General features: G+C 35.2%; 1 protein-coding gene and 1 pseudogene. Both read right to left on the bottom strand.

Features of this window, described 5'->3' with window-relative positions:
- Positions 1–10 precede the first annotated feature (10 nt).
- Positions 11–718 carry a pentapeptide repeat-containing protein gene (locus AFK68_RS43980; protein WP_371357183.1) on the bottom strand — a complete coding sequence of 236 codons (708 nt, stop codon included), beginning with the start codon at positions 716–718 and terminating at the stop codon, positions 11–13.
- Between the two features lie 11 nt (positions 719–729).
- Positions 730–1,373 (bottom strand): annotated as a pseudogene (locus tag AFK68_RS43985) (pentapeptide repeat-containing protein); the annotation flags it as partial.
- Positions 1,374–2,247 lie beyond the last annotated feature (874 nt).

The following is a 2,247-nucleotide window of genomic DNA, read 5'->3' on the forward strand; positions in this document are numbered from 1 at the left end:
TTAGCATTTCTTAAGTCTGCCCCTTTGAGGCCGCCGGCAGTAGGTTAGCATTGGTCATTTCCGCATCGTTGAGTTTAGCTGCAATTAGATTAGCTACACTCAAATTAGCTCCATCCAAATAAGCTCCTGTTAGATTAATTGCTTTCAGGTTGGCATTACAAAGATTGGCATTTCTGAGATTTGACCGACTATAGTAGTTGTTCCTAATGTTTTCTAATCCTTTTCTAGGAGTGAGAGTATGGCAATACTCTGTACCTAAATCAGTTGCCTCTAGGTTAGCACCCCGGAGATTAATATTTTTTAAGTTGACACCGCGAAGATCGGCACCACTGAGGTTCACTCCTTTGAGATCGTTATTTAGACGTTGTTGATTAACAATTTTCCAGACTAAATGCCATTTATTATCTAGTTGGGTTAAATCATTAATTTTTGTCTCTCGGAGGTTAGCATAGTTAAGATTTACATCTCTGAAATCAGCATTGCTGAGGTCAGCATTTTCGATATTAGCATGGCATAGATCGGCATTACTTAAATTAACACCAGTCAAGTTAGCATTACTTAGGTCAGTATTTTTCAAGTTAATATTATGCAGGTTGGCAGCACTAAAATTACTTCTGCTGAGGTTAGAATTACTCAGATTAATATCTCTAAGTTTAGCGCCACTTAGGTTAGCATTACTCAGATTAACACCCTCAATATCCATCCCGATAAGATTGATATTTTTGAGGNGCATTACTTAAATTAACACCAGTCAAGTTAGCATTACTTAGGTCAGTATTTTTCAAGTTAATATTATGCAGGTTGGCAGCACTAAAATTACTTCTGCTGAGGTTAGAATTACTCAGATTAATATCTCTAAGTTTAGCGCCACTTAGGTTAGCATTACTCAGATTAACACCCTCAATATCCATCCCGATAAGATTGATATTTTTGAGGTTTTTACCAATAGCTTTCTGATTAACTATTTCCCAAACTAATAACAATTTACTATCAAGTTTTGTTGCCTCATTTAGTTTACTACCCCTGAGATTTATACCCCTAAGTTTACTACCTCTTAAGTCTGCACGAGTAAGATTTGTATTAGTTAAATTAGCATTAGTTAGATTAGCAAGACTTAAATTAGCACCACTTAAATTAGCACCACTTAAATTAGCATTACTTAAATTAATACCTCTAAGTTTAGCAACACTAAGATTAGCATTTTCAAGATTAGTATTTTTGAGGTTAGCATCTTTGAGATTTGTACCCCGTAAATTAGCTTCTATTAGATTCGCATCTTTGAGATTAATACTACTCAGATCGGCATCTTTGAAATAGGCAAAACTAAAATTTATACCTTGTAGGTCTAGACCAGTGAGGTTGGCATCCCTCATATTTGCTCGGATAAACCTCCGTTTTCCAGCAGCGTATAGTTCTAGTATTCTACAGACATCCCAAGTATATTGGGATAATGCTAGTTTTGCTTTAGGTTTTTGCTGTTCTAGTAGTATTGAATATGCTGCCCATTGTACTTCTGCTGAACTATCTTGTAAGGCCACAAGTAACAAATCTAATCCTGCATCTCCATGTTTAATAGTTTCGCAAACTGCTGCTACTCTTAATTCTACTTCACCATAGAGTAAACATTCTTTGACTGCTTCGAGACTATGGAGCNTCCGTTTTCCAGCAGCGTATAGTTCTAGTATTCTACAGACATCCCAAGTATATTGGGATAATGCTAGTTTTGCTTTAGGTTTTTGCTGTTCTAGTAGTATTGAATATGCTGCCCATTGTACTTCTGCTGAACTATCTTGTAAGGCCACAAGTAACAAATCTAATCCTGCATCTCCATGTTTAATAGTTTCGCAAACTGCTGCTACTCTTAATTCTACTTCACCATAGAGTAAACATTCTTTGACTGCTTCGAGACTATGGAGCATAGGGATGGTAGATGTAGATAAAGTAGTATCTAACATAGGAATTTGATTCAGGGGTTTATTCATTTTCTTGGACTTCATCTGCATATCTAATAACTTTACCTGAAAATTAATATTTTTACATATTCAGCCATTATTTATTCTATACTTACTCAGTTTCTCTATTCTGGAAACTGTCTCACCAAATATTAATAAATTGATCTAAAATTAGATAGTATAGTCTACTTTTTTATTTGTGTAAATTCAACATTGTACTTCTGCTGAACTATCTTGTAAGGCCACAAGTAACAAATCTAATCCTGCATCTCCATGTTTAATAGTTTCGCAAACT

The organism is Hydrocoleum sp. CS-953, assembly GCF_002260545.1.
GTDB lineage: Bacteria > Cyanobacteriota > Cyanobacteriia > Cyanobacteriales > Microcoleaceae > Trichodesmium.